This is a genomic window from Shewanella sp. SR43-4 (genome assembly GCF_014163845.1).
GTDB classification, from domain to species: domain Bacteria; phylum Pseudomonadota; class Gammaproteobacteria; order Enterobacterales; family Shewanellaceae; genus Shewanella; species Shewanella vesiculosa.
This window is the reverse complement of record NZ_JACJEB010000008.1, coordinates 59,006-81,743: the sequence shown is the minus strand read 5'-3', so window position 1 is coordinate 81,743 and position 22,738 is coordinate 59,006. Positions and strand designations below refer to the sequence as shown.

The window sequence follows — 22,738 nt, the reverse complement described above, 5'->3', positions numbered from 1 at the left end:
ATTTCCACACAGTTAAGAAAACGAACAGTGGTTGCACGATGAGTCGTCGTCTTAATTCCAGTGACCTAACCTAAAGAGAAGTGCTATGACTCAATTATTCGAAAATATTGCCAACTTGTACAAACGCGTTTTTACTGAAATGTTTACTGCTAAAGAAGTGAAGTAAGATCGCTCACTTTTTTATCTATACCCTGTTTAGTAGATGTTTTTGTTAGCGCAGAAATCATATTAAGCGACAATCGTTATTATCTATATATAACGAAACTAAACCCCCATAGAGCTACTCTATGGGGGTTTTATTTATTCAACGACATCAAAGCCATTAGTTGATAAAACGAATTAACCAATAAAAAAGGCGACTCAAATGAGTCGCCTTTTTACTTTATCTAAACTAGATAGTTAATTTGAAATTAACCGATCTTGACTCGAGCATTACGGAACATGCGCATCCAAGGGCTATCTTCACCCCAGTTATCTGGATGCCATGAATTGGCAACGGTTCTGAATACACGCTCAGGATGCGGCATCATAATTGTCACTCGGCCATCCGTGGTACAAATACCGGTTAGACCATTCGCTGAACCATTAGGGTTCTCAGGGTACTGAGTCGCAATTTGACCATGGCCATCAACATAACGCAGTGCAATAGTGCCCGATGCTTCAGCATTAGCTAACGCTTGAGCATTAGCAAATTCAACTAAGCCTTCGCCATGAGATACTGCGATAGGCATACGAGAACCGACCATGCCTTCAAAAAATACCGATGGGTTTTGTTGCACTTCAACCAAACTGAATCGAGCTTCAAAACGCTCAGAGCGGTTACGCACAAAGCGCGGCCAATGCTCACTTCCTGGGATAATTTCTTTCAGGTTAGATAACATCTGACAACCATTACACACACCAAGGGCGATGCTTGAATCACGTTCGAAGAAACGACTAAACTCATCGCGAGCACGATCATTAAATAGAATCGACTTAGCCCAACCTTCACCAGCACCTAATACGTCACCATAAGAGAATCCGCCACAAGCCACTAGGCCTTGGAACTCTTCAAGGCTAATACGCCCAGATAAAATGTCCGACATGTGCACGTCGCGGCTTTCAAAACCGGCACGGTCAAAAGCAGCTGCCATCTCGACATGAGAGTTAACGCCCTGCTCACGTAAAATAGCCATTTTAGGTGCGGCACCTTTAAGAATATAAGGTGCGGCTACATCTTCACTTGGATTAAAGCCTAATTTTACCGTTAAACCAGGTGCATCAGCTTGTTGTTTAAGCTCATACTCTTCACGTGCACATTCTGGATTATCACGAAGTGCTTGCATGCGATAGGTGGTTTCTGACCACATAGTGCGCAGTGCAGTTCGGTTATCAGTAAATATCTCTCGCTGGCCATCGTTAATGCTAATCTTGTCAGCGGCTTGTAAACCACCAATGTGATGACAAGCTACGCCTTTAGCCGCAAATTGCGCGGCAATGGCTTTAGCATCAGCAACACCAACTTGAATGACAGCACCCAGTTCTTCATTAAATAAACGTTCTAAATCAGTACCATTCAAGCTGGCTAAATCAATAGTTAACCCAGTATTACCGGCAAAGGCCATTTCAACTAAAGTGGTAAATAAACCACCGTCGCTGCGGTCGTGATATGCCATAACCGCTTGCTCAGCGACTAATTGCTGCATGACTTCAAAGAAGCCCGCTAAGTTAGCGGTAACATCTAATGTCGGTGCAATATCACCTAGCTCACTGTAAACCTGCGCTAAACAAGAGCCCCCTAAACGATTTTGGCCATTGCTTAAGTCCAGCATTAATAATGTAGTGTCACCTTTATCACTGCGAAGTTGTGGCGTCACGGTTTTACGTATGTCTTGTACCACGCCAAAAGCGGTGATAACCAATGACATAGGCGATGTTACCGTTTTCTGTACACCACTATCTTCCCATGCGGTTTTCATCGACATAGAGTCTTTACCGACAGGGATAGTGATACCAAGTTCTGGACAAAGGTCTTCGCCAATGGCTTTAACAGCTTGGTATAAACCGGCATCTTCACCAGGGTGACCCGCCGGCGACATCCAGTTAGCCGAAAGCTTAATGCGCTTAAACGAGCCAATATCAGTACCAGCAATGTTCATGATCGATTCAGCAACCGCCATACGCGCAGAAGCATCAAAGTCGAGTAAAGCCAATGGCGTTCGTTCACCCATCGACATCGCTTCACCGCTGTAGCTATCATAACTTGATGCAGTGACTGCACAATCAGCAACCGGAACCTGCCATGGACCGACCATTTGGTCGCGGTTAACTAATCCCGTCACTGAACGGTCACCGATGGTGATTAGGAAAGTTTTATCGGCTACGGTTGGCAAAGTTAAAACGCGCTTAACCGCATCTTTTAATTCAATTTTAGATTGATCTAATGCCGGTGATACCGCTTTTACCGACACCACATCACGACTCATTTTAGGCGCTTTACCTAATAAAACTTCGAGCGGTAAATCAATCGGTTTGTTATTAAAGTGACTGTCGGCAAGCGTTAAATGCATCTCTGCAGTCGCTTCACCAACCACGGCAAATGGAGCGCGTTCACGGGCACAAATATCAGCAAACTGCTGTAAATTCTCTGGCGCAACCGATAGCACATAACGTTCTTGAGATTCATTACACCAAATTTCGAGCGGGCTCATGCCTGGCTCGTCAGAGGGAACATTACGTAAATTGAACACACCACCGCGATCAGCGTCATTCACTAACTCAGGGAATGCGTTAGATAGTCCGCCGGCACCCACATCGTGAATGAATTGAATAGGATTGGTGTCACCTAGCTGCCAGCAACGGTCAATCACTTCCTGACAGCGACGTTCCATTTCTGGATTTTCACGTTGTACAGAAGCAAAATCTAAATCTTCGCTAGACTGACCTGATGCCATAGAAGATGCAGCACCGCCGCCCAAACCTATGTTCATTGCAGGCCCACCAAGCACAATAAGTTTAGCGCCAACCGTGATTTCACCTTTTTGCACATGTTCTTCGCGAATATTGCCTAAACCACCGGCAATCATAATCGGCTTATGGTAACCACGGACTTCAACACCGTTATGACTAGACACTAATTGTTCATAAGTGCGGAAATATCCCGTAATCGCAGGACGACCAAATTCATTATTAAATGCAGCGCCACCAAGTGGGCCTTCAAGCATGATCTCAAGTGGAGTCACAATACGATCGGGTTTACCGTAATTCCCTTCCCATGGTTGCACAAATCCAGGAATTTTTAAGTTAGAAACCGTAAAACCAGATAAACCCGCTTTAGGCTTAGAACCTCGACCAGTAGCGCCTTCATCACGAATTTCACCACCAGAACCAGTAGCAGCACCAGGATAAGGACTAATTGCAGTAGGATGATTATGAGTTTCGACTTTCATTAAGATGTGCATTGGTTCTGTGTGATAATTATAAATACCATCAGGGTCTGGGAAAAAACGTCCCGCAACCGAACCTGTCATCACAGCGGCATTATCTTTATAAGCTGACAACACGTAATCAGGAGTGACTTCAAAAGTATTCTTAATCATTTTAAACAATGATTTTGGCTGCACTTCGCCATCGATTGTCCAATCTGCATTAAAAATTTTGTGACGACAATGCTCTGAGTTTGCTTGAGCAAACATCATTAATTCGATGTCGTTAGGATTACGCTTTAAACGAACAAAGTTTTCAATTAAATAGTCAATTTCATCATCAGCAAGAGCCAAACCTAACTTAACGTTAGCGACTTCTAAGGCACGACGACCTTCAGCAAGAATATTAACACTGCTAAATTTTGCCGGTTCTGTGCGGGCAAATAATACCTCAGCCGCTGCAAACTCAGGCAATATGATTTCGACCATACGGTCATGTAATAAACCTTGCAGTTGTTTTTGTTGTTCTGCGGTTAATTCTGAAGCTTCAACATAATAAGCCATACCACGCTCAAGGCGTTTTACTTTGCCCAAACCACAGTTGTGTGCGATGTCGGTTGCTTTAGAAGACCAAGGAGAAATGGTGCCAGGACGTGGAGTAACAAATAATAGAGTACCTTGTGGAGCATGCGACTCAATAGCGGGTCCATAGGTAAGAATAGTTTCTAACTGTAGACGCTCATTATCATCTAGTGACTCACTCAAATTAGCTAAATGAACATATTCAGCATAAATTTGAGATACTGGAAGTGCTGCATTTTCGCAAGCCTCCATGAGTTTTTGAACTCTAAATGCAGATAGTGCTGGGGCTCCGCGAATGATCTCAATCACGTCTATTCACCTTATAAATTATATTGGGTCAGAATTGGCGCTATTATAAGGAATTGCACAGTACAAATCACCTTTAAGCACCCGTAAAAACAGTGTTTCCTGATAGGGAAAATATCCACAATTGTGGTTATGCATATTTATGACACAGCGACTTTACTGTCGTTCAATAAACCGACGTTAAAAGCGGGTTATTTGTCCAACTATAGGCGTTTAGGAAAACTCCTGATAAAGTAACCAAAAACACCTAAACTCCCCTACATATTTAAAGGCTATTCAACCGGAATTATATTCGTTTCTCATGCATTACTCTGGTGACATTAACGAAACAACTTAAGATAACCAATTAATAAATATGATCAAAACCTTATTCATCATCTTACTTTGCGGGATGCTATCCGCCTGTCAACCTGTTGATATTCATGAGGTTGACATTGCTGCGCCTGCCCCAAAACGTACTGTACTCAAGGTTGGGACATTATATGGTCCACAGATTTATTTAAATTCAGATCAGGGTGAAAGCGGATTCGACTTTGAAATGGCCCAGCGCTTTGCCGATTATTTAGCCGTGCCGCTAGAGATGATCCCATACACGAATCGCAAACAATTATTTGCTGCATTAAAAGAAAACAAGATTGATATTATTGCTGCTGGCATCGCAAAAACCCCCAACCGCAGTCAACAATTTAAACTTGGACCGACCTTATATAAAGTTAATCAAGTATTGGTGTATCGAGAAGGTACTCCAGAACCCAAAGATATTGGCACTCTGTCGGGTGAAATTACCGTGATGGCGAACTCCTCTTCGGTCAATACCTTAACTAAGCTGCAAAAAGACTATCCTGAATTGATGTGGAACCAAGTTAATGACAAAGACAATGAAGAACTGTTTGCATTAATCGCCAACGGAGAATTGAACTACACCATTTCAGATTCGAATAGTTTATTGATCAACCAGCGTTTTTTACCTGAGTTACGCGCAGGAATGATTTTAGAAGAAAAAGTTGAAGTAGTGTGGCTGTTACCACCGAGAAATAGTGACCGCTTAATGAGCCAACTCCTGGCCTTTTGGCATCAAGAAAGACGTGCCGGCACCCTTGAACATTTAAACGAAAAATATTTTGGTCATGTGAAACGTTTTGACTATGTCGACACACGAGCCTTTATTCGTGCCATTGACAATATCCTCCCTGAATACCGTAGTTTTTTTGAGCAGTACTCAGGTGAGTTAGACTGGCGTAAATTAGCCGCTGCCAGTTATCAAGAGTCACATTGGAACCCAAGCGCACGCTCGCCAACTGGTGTCCGAGGTATGATGATGCTGACCCAACCGACCGCGGCTTATGTTGGTGTAGATGATCGCTTAGATGCAGAGCAAAGTATTCGCGGTGGTGCATTTTATTTAAAAGATATGATGGACAGATTGCCAGACAGAATTCCTGAAGCTCAACGGATTTGGTTCGCTCTGGCATCTTATAATATCGGTTTAGGTCATGTTGAAGATGCGCGACGGTTAACAGAGTCAATGGGAATGGATCCCAGTGCATGGCGTGACGTCAAAAAAGTATTACCTTTGCTGCAGCAAGCTAAATATTACAAGCAAACTCGCTATGGCTACGCTCGCGGAAGTGAAGCGGTGCATTATGTCGACAGTATTCGTCGTTACTACGACACCTTAGTTTGGATTGATAATCAAACCAAGAAAATTGATGTTATCCAAGATCAAGTTGAAGTGATTGCAGAAGAGGCGGCAGATAAAACCAAGGTATCAGCACAATAATTGTGCTATCGATGGGGTTATCGTCATCAAGCTGACCGACAATCGTCATCAATATAAGGTAGTATGGAACCGAATCTGTCGTTAGAAAGCCTACTGTAAAGTATGCTGTTTATCAGTAACCTCAATGAGGTTACCCAATATGAAAGGATCACGATATGAGAAGAAGAGCGATAAGCAATACCATGTCACGACGTCGTGTCATGCTTAAAGTACACAAAACCCGTATTCAAAATCGTCAACGTGCACATTTTTTGTTGGTACAAACCGAATCATAATCTCACGTTAACCACAGAAAAATATGCCACTCAATCAGTTGAGTTTCTCTCTAACTTTTTGAGTGCTTTTTTTTCTGCCCTACGCCGCTTAAAAAAAGCGCTTAATTGTGAAGCGCACTCTTCTGCTAACACACCTGATGTCACGTCAAGCTGATGATTAAAAACAGGGTGTTGCAGCAAATTGATCACACTACCCGCCGCGCCGGTTTTTAAATCATCGGCACCGTACACCACTCTAGCAATACGACTGTGGATCATGGCACCTGCACACATAGTGCAAGGCTCTAAAGTGACATACAAAGTTGTGTCGAGCATACGATAATTTTCTAATACCTTACCCGCTTGGCGAATACACTCCATTTCAGCATGAGCTGTAGGATCATGATTTAAAATACTTAAATTACAGCCACTGGCAATTAACACATCATCTTTTACCAACACGGCACCGACAGGCACCTCACCTTTTAATTCTGCTTGTTCAGCTAGTTGCATGGCTAACCGCATCCACTTTTCATCAATGGCTTGCTGAGTGTCATGCTCAATATCAGTGATGGAGTTGGTGTTGGCAGCAAGGTCTGCCTTTAAAATATTTGTCACTCTACTGCCCTAGGTCATTGTCATACAGGGTTATTATAACCTGAATTTTGCATAGCAAACGGTATCAAACACCGCTTTTTTTTACCCCGCTAGAAGGTATCTACTGCCATAAAGTGCTATCACTAAACTAGGATTAGGCAGTCGTTTTGATAACGCAGGAGCTGCTATAACTCGACCCCGCAATCTTGAGTATACAACACGGCTTAGCGTTGACTAAAGACTCGACGAGCAACTCCCCAGACGATAGCGGCAATGGTGCCAAACAGACCTAGGAACATGACCCAAGCTCCGAGACCAGCTTGTGGTGGCATCTCACCACTCATCGTTGAATTAAATGGCTCTAATACCATAGCGAGCGTGCCAACCACCACCAATACAGCGCAAGCCATAAAGTAAAAACGGCCATGATCTTTTTGTAAAGTCTTGCGGATAGCGAATGTTAAACAACTCAAATACAGTATTGCGAACAGTGCTATGTTAATTAACTCCCCTGTTGTCCATACATTAGGGTCGCTTGCTATATCAGAGGGCATTATTTATCGATTCCTGTTTGCTGTTGTGGGTGAATGATTGCATTAGCAGTATTAAACTTGCCTTCTGCCCAGCTATAAGCTGCAAAACAGGGGCTGAGTCCTTGAAGGTTGCAACTTGTGCCATGGTGCTTGAGCACTAATACTGCCGTACCGCCGAGTGCAACAACCGCACTGTCTTGGGCAAGAAACTGGAATTGTTTATAGCTCTTGTCATCATCCGAAACAAATGCATTAATATAATGTCCGCCTGTTCCACCGTCGAACAGCGTGGCAGAACTTGAGCAACTGAACGCGCGGGTGTCGATGATAGGATCACTGATACCGTCTTGATTGAAATCTGCGTAAAATTGAATGCCGCCATCCACAACCTCGAATATGCCGTTGTTTAATGCTGCACATTCCGATTTGGCAGCCTCAAGAAAGGCATCCAGAGTAGTTTGAAACCGCTTTGGGATCTCTTGTGCTGATGCCATTGCCGGGATCAGTATGGTTAAAGACACCAAAGTCGCTATTAATTTTTGTTTTATCATTGGTTGCATAAGTCTTAATTTTCCAATTCAGGCCATTGATGGTGACGTTAATTTAGCTAAGCGGGGTGAGATAACCCATCACCTAGACTTCGTTCGCAGTGAAGTGATAAATCAAAGCCGTATCCATTGATTGCCGCTTCAGTTTGAGGCTAAAAATAGCTCTATACCAGTGTCAATATTCAAAATAGCTCCCTTTGTTCAGGGGGTCAGCGCGGACCTGAGCAAACCTATGTTTCAAAGCATGACACGTCCCAAAGCGCTGCAAATCCTTGGCAATGTAACACGGGCTGAGTTCATGAGACAGGATTCTATACATAGATTAAATTATATATAGTTCATGTAGATACCATTAATTAAGCCTATCGTAATAAAACTTAATTATGTGCGAAAGGCTAACCGAAAAACCATTATGTTTGGCTGGAAGTCACTGATGGATGATTAGCAAGATGTTGGATATACCACATGAGCAGTAAGACACTGAAGATACCAAGGTAACGAAAAATCATTCCCAGAGTCATATTCTATTAAAGCAGCTTGGTGCGAATAAAAATGTTCAGGAAATAAAAAATAAAAAAGCCCATAAAAATATGGGCTTAAATATCACTTATTGCAAGTTAGTACTCGCTATTGTGTGAGATGACATTATTCCCACTCAATCGTTGCTGGCGGCTTACCTGATATATCGTACACCACTCGTGAAATACCATCGACTTCATTGATGATGCGGTTTGAAACGCGACCTAAGAAATCATATGGTAGATGTGCCCAATGCGCTGTCATAAAGTCGATAGTTTCTACCGCTCGTAGCGATACAACCCAATCATATTTACGGCCATCACCCATTACGCCTACCGAGCGAACGGGTAAGAATACGGTAAAGGCTTGGCTCACTTTATTATACAAATCAGCCTTGTGTAGCTCTTCAATAAAGATAGCGTCTGCACTGCGCAATAAATCACAATATTCTTTTTTCACTTCGCCAAGTACACGAACACCTAAACCTGGTCCTGGGAACGGATGACGATAAAGCATGTTGTAAGGTAGGCCTAATTCCAAACCAATCTTACGCACTTCATCTTTAAATAACTCACGCAGTGGCTCAACTAAACCCATCTTCATATCGGCAGGTAGCCCGCCAACATTGTGGTGCGACTTAATCACATGAGCTTTACCGGTTGCACTGCCCGCTGATTCAATCACATCAGGATAAATAGTACCTTGAGCTAGCCATTTAGCATTCGCGCATTTCTTTGATTCTTCATCAAAAATCTCAACAAACACCCGACCAATAATTTTACGCTTAGCTTCAGGTTCTGCTTCGCCAGCCATGGCATCTAAGAAACGGTTTTCAGCATCAACGTGAATAATATTGAGTCCGAAATGATCGCCAAACATTTCTAACACTTGGTCCGCTTCGTTTAAACGCAATAATCCGTTATCAACAAACACACACGTTAGCTTGTCACCAATCGCGCGGTGAAGCAGCATCGCCACCACTGATGAGTCAACACCACCTGATAAACCAAGAATAACTTCATCGTCACCGATTTGCTTTTTAAGGCGCTCAATCGCATCTTCAATAATTGATGATGGTTTCCAATTGGCTTTACAGGCACAAATTTCCAACGCGAAATGCTCTAGCATGCGCTGACCTTGACGAGTATGAGTCACTTCAGGGTGGAACTGAACACCGTAAAAACCTTTCTCTTCATTTGCCATCGCGGCAAACGGACACGTAGCTGTTTTAGCAACGGTCACAAAACCTTCAGGAATAGCGGAGACTTTATCACCATGGCTCATCCACACATCAAGCAGTGGTTTGCCTTCAGCACTGACAGCATCTTCAATACTTTTGAATAAGGCTGACGTGGTTTGCAATTCAATTTGAGCATAGCCAAATTCGCCTTCACCCACACCTTTAATGACTTTACCACCAAGTTGTTCAGACATGGTTTGCATGCCATAACAAATACCTAATACAGGTACTCCAGCAGTAAAGACATATTCTGGAGCTCGAGGAGAATTGTCTTCTGTAACACTTTCTGGGCCGCCGGCTAAAATAATACCATTTGGGGCAAACTCACGAATTTGCGCTTCGCTCACATCCCAGGCCCATAACTCACAATACACACCAATTTCACGGATACGACGCGCAATAAGCTGAGTGTACTGAGAACCAAAATCGAGGATTAGAATCTTATGATCGTGAATATTACTCATGGGTAACCTTTACATATTGATTAAGTGTAATACCCCGTATCACATCGATACGGGCAAATTAACGCTAATAACAGAAGGACGACAAATGTCGTCCTCACAGTAATTATGAACCAGAACGGTAGTTTGGTGCTTCTTTGGTAATGGTCACGTCATGAACATGAGACTCACCCATACCTGCTGAAGTCACTTTTACAAACTGTGCTTTTTCATTTAAATCTTTAATGGTGGCACAACCGGTTAAGCCCATGCATGAACGTAGGCCGCCCATGTGTTGATGAATAATTTCTTTCAACTTACCTTTGTAAGGCACACGACCTTCAATACCTTCAGGGACTAACTTGTCGGCAGCATTGTCGCTTTGGAAGTAACGATCAGATGAACCTTGAGTTTGGCCCATTGCGCCAAGTGAACCCATGCCACGGTATGATTTATATGCACGACCTTGATAAAGTTCAGTTTCACCTGGAGCCTCATCAGTACCAGCGAACATAGAACCGGCCATAATGCATGATGCACCCGCAGCGAGTGCTTTAGCTAAATCACCAGAGAAACGGATACCGCCATCAGCAATCACAGGAATGCCTAACGCAAGCACAGCTTCAGCTGCATCAGAAACTGCAGTAATCTGCGGAACGCCAACACCTGTCACAATACGAGTCGTACAAATTGAACCAGGGCCAATACCAACTTTAACGGCGTTAACACCAGCTTCTACTAACGCAAGTGCGCCTGAAGCGGTTGCGACGTTACCGCCAACAATTTGTAAATCTGGGTATTTAGCTCGAGTATCACGAATACGCTGTAATACGCCTTCAGAATGACCATGAGATGAATCAATCAATAATACGTCTACACCCGCTTTAACAAGGGCATCAACACGCTCTTCGTTACCAGGACCTGCACCAACCGCAGCACCAACACGTAAACGACCTAATTCGTCTTTACATGCATTTGGCTTGCGCTCAGCTTTTTCGAAATCTTTAACAGTGATTAAGCCTTTAAGTTTGAAGTTACCGTCAACCACTAAGACTTTTTCAATACGATGAGAATGCATTAATTTTTGCACTTCATCGAGCTTGGTGCCTTCAGCCACTGTGACCAAACGATCTTTTGGGGTCATCATGTCAGCAACGGTTTTGCTCCAGTCGGTCACGAAACGTACATCACGGCCAGTAATAATACCCACCAGCTCGTGCGCATCATTAACGACGGGATAACCGGCAAAACCATTACGTTCTGTTAATAAGCGTAAATCGGTTAAGGTGGTTGCTGGCGTTACAGTGACGGGATCTTGAACAATACCGGCTTCATAACTTTTAACTCTTCGGACTTCTTCGGCTTGCTGCTCAATACTCATATTTTTATGAATAAAACCTAAACCACCTTCTTGCGCCATCGCGATAGCAAGGCGAGATTCAGTCACAGTGTCCATAGCAGCAGACACAAGTGGAATATTTAATTCGATTTTATTGGTTAAACGAGTTTTAAGAACCGCGGTATTAGGGAGTACAGTCGAGTGGGCAGGAACTAACAATACATCGTCAAAAGTTAGTGCATCTTTCAGTAAACGTAGCATGGCAACATCTCCCTAGTTGAGTAGGATTTGGGTGAAATATTGCGGCGAGATTATACCTTGCATATTGCAGTTGGTAAATGGAAAATAGATTTTTATTAACGTTAGAATGAGAATATTCATGAGTGCCACAAAAAACAATGTTTATAGTGTTTCGCAATTAAATAGCGAAGTGCGGCATATTCTTGAAGGTCAAATAGGTAAAATTTGGCTAAATGGCGAAATATCAAACTTTTCATCGCCAAGTTCAGGGCATTGGTATCTGACTTTAAAAGACGCTCATTCACAAGTTCGCTGTGCGATGTTTAAGGGCCGTAATCAATCGGTGCGCTTTAAACCCGTCAATGGTCAACAAGTCTTAGTTAAAGGTGCCATTAGTGTCTATGAGCCTCGTGGTGACTATCAATTACTGCTGGAGTCTATGCTCCCGGCGGGTGATGGATTACTGGCGCAAGAATTTGAAGCGTTAAAGCTTAAACTGGCTGCTGAAGGTTTGTTTGCACTAGAAACCAAACGCCCTATTCCAAATAACATTCAACGTATTGGGGTTATCACCTCGGCAACAGGCGCGGCACTGCGAGATATCTTGCATGTGTTAGCACGTCGAGATCCCTCTATTGAAGTGGTTATATACCCAACTCAAGTTCAAGGTGCAACGGCCAGCCACTTAATCTGCCAAGCAATTGTCACTGCCAATCAACGCATGGAAGTTGATGTGCTGTTGCTTACCCGTGGTGGCGGATCATTGGAAGATTTATGGTGTTTTAACAGCGAACATTTAGCCCATGCTATTTATAACAGTGCCTTACCCATTATTAGTGCCGTCGGCCACGAGATTGATACCACTATTAGCGATTATGTTGCCGATGTGCGTGCACCAACCCCATCAGCTGGTGCCGAGTTATTATCAAAAGACAAAGGTAATAAAACTGAAAAATTAGCCCTGCTGTTATCACGCTTGCAACAGGGTATGAAACATTATCAATTACAGCAGTATGGTCGATTAACTCAGTTATCTCATCAACTACAACGTCATGAGCCACAACGTAAACTGCAACAATTTGAGCAGCGTTTTGATGAAATGCAAATGCGCCTAGAAAATGCCTTACAGCATAAATTCAGCCGCTTAACATTGCGCCATCAGCAATTGCATAATCGCTTACAACAACGTTCACCTATTAATACCCTAACCTTAGAAAAACAGCGGCTTGGATATTTAATTGAACGTTTTAATGACGCCAGCAAAGACTGCTTTAAACAAGCTGAATTACGGCTTACACAAGCAGCACATAAACTTGATACCGTCAGCCCACTGGCAACACTGAGCCGGGGTTATTCAATCACAAGTACCAATGATCATGTCGTTGAAAATGCCAATCAGTTAAGCAATGGTGATGTGATTCATACTCGGTTAAAGCAAGGAAGTGTCACCTCAACCGTGACAGATATCTCTACCAAATAAACAATATGATCTCGTTGAAAAAATGGTGCGCAAGGACATAGCGTGAAACAGATAGATTATCGGCAATACAAGGATGATGAGTTACTCGATGTTGAGCGCAACATTAATAAACAAGCTTTTCCTGAACGATATAAGCAATTATGCGACGAAATATCTCGACGTAAAAAACTTGGCTGTTTTAATCTTAAGCCTCAATTAAAAGAAAATGAGTTCGACCGAGATTACTGTCGAAGAAGTGAAATTATTTTTGAATTTTCCACAATACCGCGGATATGTTGACTGAACCCGTAGCGCATCACATATAAAAATGCCATCTTACGATGGCATTTGTTAACGCTTACTAACGGGTTTACTTACCGATTGGCGTTAATACAATTTCTACACGACGATTTTGCGAACGACCTTGCTCGGTAGAGTTGCTCGCAATTGGGCTTGACTCACCCATACCAGTAGAAGACACACGTGAACCACTGACTTTTTGGCTAGTGATATATTGTGCAACTTCACTCGCTCGTACTTGTGACAAACGTAAGTTATAAGAATCTGAACCTGAACTGTCGGTATAACCAATTACATTCAAGCGAGTATCATCATATTCTTTGGCCACTAATACAACGCTGTTTAATACTGATTTAGCGCGTGCACTTAATACAGTTTGATCAACCGCAAAGGTCACTTCATTAGGCATGTTTAGTACAATGTTGTCACCGTTGCGAGTTACACTCACACCAGTTGATTTTAGCTGTTTACGTAATTCAGCTTCTTGCACATCCATGTAATAACCAATACCACCACCAACAGCAGCGCCAGATGCAGCACCAATTAAAGCACCTTTACCGCGATCACTTTTGCTTGATGAAAGTACACCAATAGCAGCACCAGACAGAGCGCCAATCATAGCGCCATTAGTCGCTTTCGTGTTTTCTGATTCACCGGTATAAGGATTAGGTAATTGGCAACCTGACAACAAGAGCGCCGAACCAATTAATGAACTGCATAATAATGATGTATTTAATTTTACTAACATACTCACTCCTAACGACTTATCCATCATGGATAAGTGAAACTGACACAATAAAAACTAATTAAAATCAAAAAGGTTAAGTATAACTTAGAAAAGCTTAAGGCTTTCGTTATATTTTATTAATAAAACGTCTACGCAAACCTATCACTCCGGCAAGCAACGCAATGCTTAACCAAGATAAGGTCCCGCCAGAATGTTCCGTTTCGATATAGACCTCATCAACATAAACCGCATCTCGATCACTACTTTCAAGCGGCAGAGCATACAGTGCATTAGATTGATCACTACTAATCGTTGCGACAGGATCGGCATACCCCAACTCATATAAATCGATCAACACATCATAATGATCGGTTTGATAGCCATTAGCCAATGTCGTCAGCACTTCATAGTCATCATGGCTAGAGTCTGCATGTAAGGTGAAAACATCGGTTGAGTAGTAATGAATCCAGGGACCACCATCTTGACTCAAATAGAGTTCTGCAAACACATCGGCCTGAATATCGCCCGCACTGCTATTTATATCTGCATCAAAAGTCACGCTAAAGGTTTGATAAAAACCGTCGTAATCGTAATCTTCCAGTAAATATGAATTCGCACCGTAGAAGGAGAAATCGTAGTAAACCACCTGATTCTGCTGCGCTAATACTCGTTTTTGCTGGTTTTCAGCTGTGGCAGCAGATTTTTTATTTTTAGCCAGTACCTGTTCGCGAGTCATTTTTACCTTGATGTTGCCATCAAGGTTTTGCAACTTAGCTTGTTCATGTAACACCATCATCCTAGCTTGCTTATCGGCATCAGACTCTGGGGTTTTAAGGTTAATGCCCCTTGCTTGGCTGTAAGTTCCTAGGCCTTGTTCAGCTATCCGCTCGGCGCCTTGTGCTACAGGCGAGCTCAACCAAAGCGCACTGGCAACACATAAGCCTAAGCCCCATTTTATTTGGGTATTCATTACCGATATCTGGGCTATGTTAGTTTTATTATGCTTCATGTTCATTCCTCGCTGTCTTGATATTGAGGCCATTAAAACCTAATGGAAATGAACATAAGCTGAACATAGGCTAATCATAACAACCAAAACAATCATCTATTTATGCGTGACTAGCAAGAAACTTCAAGGTGTCTGTAAATGATTCAGCTAATGTTCATCTGTCAGAACGTATACTGCGATGACAAATCAGCTATTTGTGCCTATGGCTATTTTATCGATTAGGTTAAGTAGATGTTTCTATATAGAAAGGGATCTTTTACACTGGCAATACTGAGGTTATTAGGGATCACAATATGCAGCGTATGCTCAACATAAATGCCATCATGTTAGGCCTAATATTAACGATACTGTCACTCACGTCGGTACCGTCTTATGCGGCATGGTATTCATCGCCCCATGCTAGCCACTCTCCCGGCCCTAATAATAATCGCCAAAACAATAATCAGAACAGTAACCTCGTCGTGGCAAGTGCTCAACATGCGGTACAAATAGCGCAAAGTCGTTATTCTGGCAAAGTGTTAAAAGTACAATCGGCTAACGTTAATGGACATACTGGGTATCGGATTAAACTACTCACCAATGATGGGGTTATTTTCTATGTATTAGTCGATGCCACCAATGGCGCAGTGACAAGGAACTAACCCATGAGATTATTATTAGTCGAAGACGATTTAGCCTTGCAACAGAACATCAAACAACACCTTATCGAAGCGCAATATACTGTTGATGTAGCTAATGATGGCGAAGAAGGCTTATTTCAAGCTCAAGAATATCAATACGATGTCGCCATTATCGACGTCGGTTTACCAAAACTCGATGGCTTGTCATTAATCACCCAATTACGCGAGCAAGACATTAGCTACCCGATAATCATTTTAACCGCTCGAGACAGTTGGCAAGATAAAGTAGTTGGATTAGATGCCGGTGCCGATGATTATTTAAGTAAGCCATTTCAGCTCGAAGAACTGGTTGCTCGCATTAATGCGTTAATTCGCCGTTCGGCAGGTAAAGCAAGCCCTATTATCCAAAATGGTCCCTTTAGTATCAATACTCGCAGTTTAGAAATTAAACAGGGCGAGCAAATCATTAACCTCAGTGGTTCTGAATACAAACTGTTTGAATACCTAATGTTACATCCAGGTTCAGTGCATTCAAAAAGCCGTTTAATTGAACATATTTATGATCAAGATTTTGATTTAGACTCGAATGTGATTGAGGTTTTCATTCGCCGTTTACGTAAAAAACTCGACCCTGACAATCAGTACCAATTAATTGAAACGCTCCGCGGTCAGGGATATCGTCTGCGCCAATTAGACCCAAATGCATAATCTACTCAACTCGCTTAAAATTCGCATTGTTGTCAGCGCCTTATTGTTAATATTGGTGTTGCTGCCGATTATTGGCATGACAGTAAACAATGCCTTTGAGACCCAGGTGAATGTCGCCGCCAAAAATCAATTAAAAGCTTATATTTACTCGGTCTTGGCCATGGCCGAAGTGGAAAATAACCAATTACAAATGCCATCACATTTACTTGAAAACCAATTTAATGTCATTGGATCAGGTCTTTATGCGTTAATCACCACCAAAGACAATCAGCTATTGTGGACCTCAAATTCATTTTTGGGCCTAAACACGCCAATTAATCTGCCTAAACCAGCAACGGGCAGAAGCACCTTCGACTCGATCATGATTAATGATAAACCTCAGTTGATATATAGCTTTAGCGTGAGTTTTGCCACCAGCGAACAGCCTTTTACCATGACGCTACACATTATAAAAAATAAACAGGAATACCTTCAACAAATCCAAAAATTCTCTAATACCTTATGGACTTGGTTACTGATCTTAACGGCCCTATTGTTGATAGTACAATTAAGCTGGTTATTATGGACTCTAAAACCCTTGGGGAAATTTAGCCAAGAACTGAGTGCAGTAGAGCAAGGGACATCGATGCAGCTAAGCACCCACTACCCTGTTGAGCTGCAAAAAGTCGCTAAGCAATTAAACACCTTATTGCAAACCGAACAAAATCAGCGTAAACGCTATCGTAATGCCCTGGCCGATTTAGCCCACAGTTTAAAAACCCCTTTGGCGGTAATGCAAACCCAAGCTAACTTAAGCGAGGCCTCGCTCGAGCAAATTAACCGCATAAATCAAATTATTGCCTATCAGCTTAGGCGCGCACAAAGTGCTGCGGGTAGCGCGTGGCATTTGGGGATCAGTGTTGACAGTATAAGCGTGAGATTAGTTAGAACCTTAACTAAGATATACCAACAGCAACAACTCAGCATTGATTACCAAGGCGATCACAATGCACGTTTCAAAGGTGATGAAGCCGATTTAACAGAAATGCTCGGCAATGTGTTAGACAATGCCTGTAAAGCCGCAAATGCCCAAGTAAAACTAACGGTTAAGCAAGGGCCTAATAGCCTTCTGATTAGTGTGGAAGACGACGGTGCAGGAGTACCTGAAGACAAGCAGCAGCAAATTTTCGAACGAGGCATACGCGCTGATACATACGATCAAGGTCATGGTATTGGCTTAGCGATTGTGCGCGACCTGGTCGATAGTTATCACGGTAAGCTTACCGTAAGTCAATCGACCTCATTGGGCGGCGCCAAATTTGAATTTGAATTTACGCATTAGTGTCTAATAATCTGATGAATAGATAACTCATTTCTAGCTAAACCTGACTATATAGTTTAACTCTCTCGGTTAGCCTTCAGCTTATGTTCATCTTCGGCTCGTTATGATTGGCTTAACAGTCATAAATGACACTGGAGATAACATGAAAAAAGCCATTCACGCACCCGCTCAGGCGCTACTTGCCTTAGCTCTGGTTTGTATGCCATTAACAAGTGTGCAAGCGGCGCAGCCAACTAATAACCTCACTTACACAGCTGCAGATGATGCGGTCAGTGATGCTGAGTTGGCACAAATGCTTGCGCCTATTGCGCTATATCCAGACAGCTTATTAACTCACATCCTCATTGCGTCAACATATCCATTAGAAATTGTTCAAGCTAAGCGTTGGTTATCAAACCAAGGCGATCGTGATACGAAGCAAATCATGATAGAGGTCGAGTCACAAGACTGGGATCCAAGCGTCAAAGCCCTAGTGGCATTTCCCAATGTACTGCAACGCTTAAATGATGACTTAGCCTGGACACAAAGCGTAGGAGATGCCTTTTTACAAGACGAAGGCCGCATGCTAGATACCATTCAGTCGCTGAGACAACAAGCCGATAAGGCCAATAACTTAGCCGACCTTGAGCAAGTCAAAGTGTCGCGGGTTGAGCGTCGGATCATTATTGAGTCGGTTCGCCCTGAAATTGTCTATGTACCTTATTACGACAGTCGCATTGTTTATGGTGATTGGCGCTGGAACCGTTACCCGCCCGTTTACTGGAGTGCACCAGCTTATGTGCACTACCGCCCTAACCACAGCGCTATTTACTGGGACACCGGCGTACACATCAGTTTTAACTTCTTTTTTAGTGGTTTTCATTGGCATGACCGCCGCGTAATCGCCGTACCTGTACATCAAAACTACCGTTACTACACACCACGGAAAATAAGTTACAGCCATGGTGCACAACATTGGCAACATAAGCCTAAACATCGCAAAGGTGTGGCGTACCACAGCCAAGTGATCAGCAAACGTTATAATGGCCATTATGAAAAACGTAACCAGCAAGTAAGTTATTCACGCGAACCTAAGCGCCAGCTAGCCAATGAGCCACGCCATTACTCAACCAAGGTGAACGATCAACATAATCAAGTCAATTACGCTAAGCAGGACAAGCATAGTGACAAATCAGCGCTTAAAAGTGTCAATCGCAATGATGCTGTTGAACACAGAAGTACCCAACTAAAGCGCGAATTAAGTCAGCAGCGTCAACCAGTTGCACAGGTAAAATCGTTTGATCGTAAAGGCGAACCAATGAAGTCAAGCTACAGTCGTCAGCGCGATGTGGCCCAAACTGGGCCTAAATATGAGGCAAAACCGGTCGCAAATATGACAAGCAAACCGCGCACTCAAGAATTACAACAAGCTCAGCGTAATACTCGAGTTGAAAAAGTGCGTGAGCCGCAGGTTAACACTATGCGCAATCAACAACAGCAAGTGAAACAAATACGCACAAACGAACCAAAGAGACAGCAAGTGCGCGATACATCCCGCTCCACATCTCAGCAAGTTTCACGATCGGTTAATCAGCAACGTGATAATTCATCACATCGCACAAGCCAATCAAGGGATATAAAGCCATCAAGAGAAAGAGAGTAAACACTTAATCGATTGCGAAAAAAACAACATGAGCAAAGTGTGTTTGCCATGTTGTTTTTTTAAACTAACGTCATCAAAATTAACGATATTGAACTAAACTCGTGGCAATACGATACACACATCAAGCCCATGAGGATCGACTTGATTAAAGATCAACTCCCCATGATGTAAGCTGATAATGTGCTGGCAAATAGACAAACCTAGACCCGCTCCTTGAGAAGCATTTTCATCAACACGATAAAATCGATTTTTGGCTAAGGCTATCTCCTTAGCAGACATCCCACGACCTTGATCAAGCACACAAATCATTGTGTACTCATCATCCTGAGAAGCCTTAATGGTAATTAATGATTCCGCAGGACTGTATTTGCAGGCATTTTCAATAATATTTTTCAGGACTAACTCAAGGTAAAACGCATCGGCGTTAATGGTCATGTCCGCAGGAATATCAATATGCCATTCATAATCAGCAATCACGTGTAATAACTGATTTATCACGTTATCAATGATGTCTTGTAGCTTACAATCTGTTTGATTTAACGCTTCAATCGCATCAACCCGCGACAACAGTAACAACTGCTCTACCATATGATTAATACGGTTTACGCCCTCACCTATGGCTTCTATATAGGCCAAGGTCGCAAGTTGAACATCAGGGGCTTGGCTGGACAATACATCACTTAAGCCGTCGCTATGTAACTTAATAATCGCTAACGGTGTTTTCAGCTCGTGTGCAGCGTCTGCGCTAAAACGACGCTCACGGATCATCGTCTCGCTAATACGCTGCAAATAACTGTTAAGTGCTTTTTGTGTCGACGCTAACTCTGTTGGTAACGTGAAATTGATTGGGGTTAGGTCTTGGGCAGGACGATTGTCTAAATGACGTTCTAATAATTTTACCGGTTTAAATAGGTAGTAAGTTAACGCCAACATAAAAAACATCATGATCGGCGTAATGATCAATGGCGATCGCCAAGTATTACTGATGATTAATGATACTAACTCCTGTCTGACATCATCACGCTGTGCGGTAACTATCCATACCTGCTGCGGCAATGAAAAAAAACTGTATACGTGCCATAAATCATTACCGATACGACGAGTATCATAACCTTGAGTAAAGTTAGTTAATAGTTGATCGCCAGAACTGTCAGAGTAAGCCAGTAACTGCCCGGTGCTAGACAGTAATTGAAATGACAACTTATGCTCATAAGATAAGGTGATAGGGTTAGCTTGTTCGGCAAATGTGTCGACTTTCGAATCATCAACATGGAACAGGATAGGCTTGAGAACAAGCTGAGCTAATTGCGCTTGCGTTAGATGATCAACATAAAACTTTTCTAGCATTTTCGAAGTTTGGATCATCTGTGCATCAAATAACTCTTCAACTTCATGCGTCGCATCACGGGTGCTCAAGATGCTCGAAAACGTCACGGTGAGGACAATCCCCACCAGCATGAGCAAACTTAATAATAATCGTAATGAAAACATAATGTCCTATGGTATTGAATAGCATCATCGCGCGATTTAGGTGTTACGCTGTTTACTGACCACTTGTCACGAAAAAGATTATACCGTTTCCGTTAAAATGTAGCCTATACCACGTACAGTTTTAATTAATTCGGTGGCAGTTTTTTTGCGTAGGTGATGAATATGCACCTCGATCGAATTACTGCCGACTTCATCCCAACCATAAGTTAATTGTTCAAGTTGATTACGGGTTAATACCCGTCCAGCAGATTGAGCAAACTCGAGCAATAATTGATACTCGCGCCGAGAGAGTGACACTAACACGCCGCGAAAATGTACTTCACAGCGGGCAAAATCAATATTAAGCGCGCCATAACTAAATTGATTATTGTCTAGACCATGCTGACGTCGAATAATAGCGCGTAATCTTGCAATAAGCTCTCTGACATCAAAAGGTTTACTTAAATAATCGTCTGCGCCAATATCTAAACACATCAAACGTGTATCAAAATCAGTATTTGCAGTGAGTACAATAATCGGTAACGAGATACCGTTACGACGCCACAGTTTTAGTAAGTCAGCGCCATTGCCATCAGGCAACCCCAAATCGAGAATAATCGCGCTAAAATCTTCATTATTCAGAGCTACCTCCGCCTGCTTATAGGACGGCAGATGATCAACCTGGATACCTTCTTTGGCCAAACTCAGCATCACGCCTTGGGCGAGTAGTTTATTGTCTTCAACCAGTAACACGCGCATGATGACTTATCCCCTAAATACCTTAAAATCGACACCTTGCTGCTGTAAAAACGCTTCAGCATCTGGCCCTTTTAACATCGACATCGTGGCTAACATTCCCGCCATAACACAATTTGGCGCGAGTACAGTAACCGATAATGGCGCCTGTTCTATCGGATAACCATTTTGAGGATTAATAATATGCCCATAACGCTTACCGTTCACTTCTATATAACGTCGAGTATTGCCGCTGGTCGCGAGAGCACCCTGACGGATAGTTAATAGTGCTGCAGCGTTATCAAGCTTCTGCGGGTTTTCAATCCCCACCTGCCAGCCATCCGCTTTGGAGACCGGACAAGCAATATCACCACCAAAATTAACTAATACCGACGTATCAGGCCAACGTTGAGCCAATATATTTGCGGTGCGATCAACGGCATATTCTTTACCTATACCGCCAAAATCGACACTCATTTCAGCCGGCATATGAACGCTAGTGTTAGTCAATGCAATACGTTCAAAGCCAACTTGATCTAAGGCTTTATCAATCTCAGTTTGTAGCGGTACACAATGGCTGCCATCAAAACGCCATAGGGCCATTAATGGGCAAGCGCTGATATCAAATGCTGTCTCGCTTAATTGAAAACATTGTTTAGCAAAGGTAAATAAATGAAGGGTTTCGGCATCAATAACTGTTGTGTCACCGTGGGCATGATTTAACTGCCACACCACATTACCTTCAATAAAACGACTAAACTTATTTTCTATACGCTTAGCTTCATCATAAGCAATATTGAGCATTTGCCGAGCTACATGTTCGTCATTCACCGCCATTAACAATTCGCATGGGCTTGCCATAGCGTTAAATGAACCTAAAAAGCCCCAAGGACGAGTCTGTAAGCTCATCGCCTCTGGGGCTTTTAACACTGTAGTTAGCCGTTTATGCACGTAAAGTGACTCGT

General features: G+C 42.7%; 18 protein-coding genes. 7 read left to right on the top strand and 11 right to left on the bottom strand.

The window, feature by feature from the left end; translation table 11 throughout:
* Positions 1-410: 410 nt before the first annotated feature.
* Positions 411-4,292 (bottom strand): phosphoribosylformylglycinamidine synthase, encoded by a 3,882-nt coding sequence (purL, locus tag H5123_RS10895; protein WP_182698059.1) that lies wholly within the window; start codon positions 4,290-4,292, stop codon positions 411-413.
* 355 nt (positions 4,293-4,647) lie between these two features.
* Here purL and mltF point away from each other — a divergent pair, with 355 nt between their 5' ends.
* Entirely contained in the window at positions 4,648-6,072 is a 1,425-nt protein-coding gene (gene mltF / locus H5123_RS10890) for a membrane-bound lytic murein transglycosylase MltF (protein WP_124016870.1), read from the top strand.
* Positions 6,073-6,377: 305 nt separating this feature from the next.
* Here the strand turns inward: mltF and tadA are convergent, their stop codons facing one another.
* The 5 genes from tadA to guaB all read right to left on the bottom strand — a co-directional run bounded on the left by tadA (position 6,378) and on the right by guaB (position 11,803).
* On the bottom strand, positions 6,378-6,935 hold the full coding sequence (gene tadA, locus H5123_RS10885) for a tRNA adenosine(34) deaminase TadA (RefSeq protein ID WP_182698058.1): 558 nt from the start codon (positions 6,933-6,935) through the stop codon (positions 6,378-6,380).
* A gap of 212 nt (positions 6,936-7,147) precedes the next feature.
* Positions 7,148-7,477 carry a hypothetical protein gene (locus tag H5123_RS10880; protein WP_124016869.1) on the bottom strand — a complete coding sequence of 110 codons (330 nt, stop codon included), beginning with the start codon at positions 7,475-7,477 and terminating at the stop codon, positions 7,148-7,150.
* Positions 7,477-8,016 (bottom strand): hypothetical protein, encoded by a 540-nt coding sequence (locus H5123_RS10875; protein WP_182697972.1) that lies wholly within the window; start codon positions 8,014-8,016, stop codon positions 7,477-7,479. Before H5123_RS10875 ends, H5123_RS10880 begins: the two co-directional genes overlap by 1 nt.
* Before the next feature lie 633 nt (positions 8,017-8,649).
* Positions 8,650-10,227 carry a glutamine-hydrolyzing GMP synthase gene (gene guaA, locus H5123_RS10870; protein WP_124016867.1) on the bottom strand — a complete coding sequence of 526 codons (1,578 nt, stop codon included), beginning with the start codon at positions 10,225-10,227 and terminating at the stop codon, positions 8,650-8,652.
* 103 nt (positions 10,228-10,330) lie between these two features.
* Entirely contained in the window at positions 10,331-11,803 is a 1,473-nt protein-coding gene (guaB, locus tag H5123_RS10865) for an IMP dehydrogenase (protein ID WP_124016866.1), read from the bottom strand.
* 118 nt (positions 11,804-11,921) lie between these two features.
* On the opposite strand from guaB, the gene xseA reads away from it, so the two are divergent.
* Complete coding sequence (xseA, locus tag H5123_RS10860) at positions 11,922-13,262, top strand: exodeoxyribonuclease VII large subunit (protein WP_182697971.1); 1,341 nt, start codon at positions 11,922-11,924, stop codon at positions 13,260-13,262.
* 42 nt (positions 13,263-13,304) lie between these two features.
* Positions 13,305-13,541 (top strand): hypothetical protein, encoded by a 237-nt coding sequence (locus tag H5123_RS10855; RefSeq protein ID WP_182698070.1) that lies wholly within the window; start codon positions 13,305-13,307, stop codon positions 13,539-13,541.
* A 70-nt stretch (positions 13,542-13,611) separates the two neighbouring features.
* Here H5123_RS10855 and H5123_RS10850 read toward each other — a convergent pair whose 3' ends face one another.
* Both H5123_RS10850 and H5123_RS10845 read right to left on the bottom strand, forming a co-directional pair.
* Positions 13,612-14,289, bottom strand: coding sequence for an OmpA family protein (locus tag H5123_RS10850; RefSeq protein ID WP_124016863.1), 678 nt, complete (start codon positions 14,287-14,289; stop codon positions 13,612-13,614).
* A 106-nt stretch (positions 14,290-14,395) separates the two neighbouring features.
* On the bottom strand, positions 14,396-15,277 hold the full coding sequence (locus H5123_RS10845; RefSeq protein ID WP_259395641.1) for a choice-of-anchor H family protein: 882 nt from the start codon (positions 15,275-15,277) through the stop codon (positions 14,396-14,398).
* 293 nt (positions 15,278-15,570) lie between these two features.
* On the opposite strand from H5123_RS10845, the gene H5123_RS10840 reads away from it, so the two are divergent.
* The 4 genes from H5123_RS10840 to H5123_RS10825 all read left to right on the top strand — a co-directional run bounded on the left by H5123_RS10840 (position 15,571) and on the right by H5123_RS10825 (position 19,568).
* Positions 15,571-15,918: a PepSY domain-containing protein gene (locus H5123_RS10840; RefSeq protein WP_235781925.1), complete on the top strand. Its 348-nt coding sequence runs from the start codon at positions 15,571-15,573 to the stop codon at positions 15,916-15,918.
* A gap of 3 nt (positions 15,919-15,921) precedes the next feature.
* Positions 15,922-16,605, top strand: a complete 684-nt coding sequence (locus tag H5123_RS10835; RefSeq protein ID WP_182697969.1) for a response regulator transcription factor — start codon at positions 15,922-15,924, stop codon at positions 16,603-16,605.
* Positions 16,598-17,926, top strand: coding sequence for an ATP-binding protein (locus H5123_RS10830; RefSeq protein WP_182697968.1), 1,329 nt, complete (start codon positions 16,598-16,600; stop codon positions 17,924-17,926). The genes H5123_RS10835 and H5123_RS10830 overlap by 8 nt, the downstream gene beginning before the upstream one ends.
* A 142-nt stretch (positions 17,927-18,068) precedes the next feature.
* Positions 18,069-19,568, top strand: coding sequence for a DUF3300 domain-containing protein (locus H5123_RS10825; protein WP_259395639.1), 1,500 nt, complete (start codon positions 18,069-18,071; stop codon positions 19,566-19,568).
* 93 nt (positions 19,569-19,661) lie between these two features.
* Here the strand turns inward: H5123_RS10825 and H5123_RS10820 are convergent, their stop codons facing one another.
* From H5123_RS10820 to H5123_RS10810, 3 genes are all read right to left on the bottom strand, one after another.
* Positions 19,662-21,059 carry an ATP-binding protein gene (locus tag H5123_RS10820; RefSeq protein ID WP_124016859.1) on the bottom strand — a complete coding sequence of 466 codons (1,398 nt, stop codon included), beginning with the start codon at positions 21,057-21,059 and terminating at the stop codon, positions 19,662-19,664.
* Between the two features lie 78 nt (positions 21,060-21,137).
* The gene (locus tag H5123_RS10815) at positions 21,138-21,797 is read right to left on the bottom strand and encodes a response regulator transcription factor (RefSeq protein WP_124016858.1); all 660 of its coding nucleotides are present in this window, start codon (positions 21,795-21,797) and stop codon (positions 21,138-21,140) included.
* Between the two features lie 6 nt (positions 21,798-21,803).
* Entirely contained in the window at positions 21,804-22,682 is an 879-nt protein-coding gene (locus H5123_RS10810) for an FAD:protein FMN transferase (RefSeq protein WP_182698056.1), read from the bottom strand.
* Positions 22,683-22,738 lie beyond the last annotated feature (56 nt).